This is a genomic window from Pseudoduganella sp. RAF53_2 (genome assembly GCF_052113985.1).
GTDB lineage: Bacteria > Pseudomonadota > Gammaproteobacteria > Burkholderiales > Burkholderiaceae_D > Rugamonas.
Genome location: NZ_JBFRDW010001031.1, coordinates 1 through 1,233, shown reverse-complemented (window position 1 = coordinate 1,233; position 1,233 = coordinate 1). Strand labels below are relative to the sequence as shown.

At 51.7% G+C, this 1,233-nt stretch carries 1 protein-coding gene; it reads right to left on the bottom strand.

All coding sequences use genetic code 11. The annotated features are described in order from the left end of the window. Positions 1-1,233 (bottom strand): calcium-binding protein (locus AB4Z11_RS32075; protein WP_442030269.1); only part of this gene is annotated, 1,233 nt, incomplete at both ends.

Below are 1,233 nucleotides of genomic sequence, written 5' to 3'. Positions count from 1 at the left end.
CCACTCATCTGGTTGTTGGCGTCATTACCAAACAAACGGTTGTCGAGCGCATTACCCACTAAGTTGATACGTGATGCGCCAAAAATCTCTGCGTCTTCGACCTGACTTGGCAATGCATAAGTGATGTCATCGCCGACAATCTGGAGTGAAACTATATCGTGCCCCGATTCGGCTTGCTCAACCACCGTGTCACCCAGGTTATTGACTACGTAAGTGTCATCACCGGCTAGCCCTTCCATCATATCGGCGCCGCTGCCTCCATCCAGAAGGTCGTGTGCCGCAGTCCCGATAAGGTGGACACCACTACTAATGGTTTTAGCAATGTCTGCCGTTGACCATAACCCATCTTGGAACCTGACTGACTCGATATTCTGCACAGTCAAACTTTCACCTGTGATGGAACTCATCAGATGCAGATTCGAATTCGTGGAAAGTGAGTACGTGTAATCCTTGAATCGCCCTGATACTTCTAGAATGTCGTTTCCGGCCCCGCCATCAATTACATCTTTACCGCCTCCGCCACATAGCAAATCGCTGCCGTCACCACCAGCCAACGTATCATTTCCAACGCCCCCCACCAATGTGTTGTCCAGCGCATTTCCAGCTCCGACAAAAGAATTAACTCCGCCATACTGCAAGCGCTCTATGTTTGCGCCTAAGGTGTATGCCTCGAGTGAGGTTAAGACTTTATCTGTACCTGCGGACGACTGTTCCAGAACTACATCTGCAAGTGAATCGACGTAATAAACATCGTCGCCATCACCGCCATCCATTGTGTCCTTACCACCGCGTCCGTCTAATACGTCGTTACCGCCGCCACCAAATAAAGTATCATCCGCTGTGCCTCCGGTCAGATGATTGTCCAGTAAATTCCCTATTCCTTTAAATGGAGCCGCCCCAATGCTTGTTAGGTTTTCAATGCCGTTAGGCAGAGCGAAAGAGGTTGCGCTCGAAATCACGGAATCAATTCCCTCCTCGGCAACCTCCATTACGACGTCGCCCGTGCTATCCACGTAGTACGTATCATCCCCGGCCCCTCCAGACATCTTGTCTAGGCCACTACCGCCGTTTAGCGTATCGTTTCCCGAGCCGCCGTCCATTGTGTCATTGCCTGTACGGCCGTCCAGGTAGTCGTTTCCAGCACCGCCTAGCAAGCTATTGTTGGCAGCATTGCCAACCAGGCTGTTATCCGCGCCGTTGCCCGTTAGGTTAACGGCCGCGTTGCTATACACC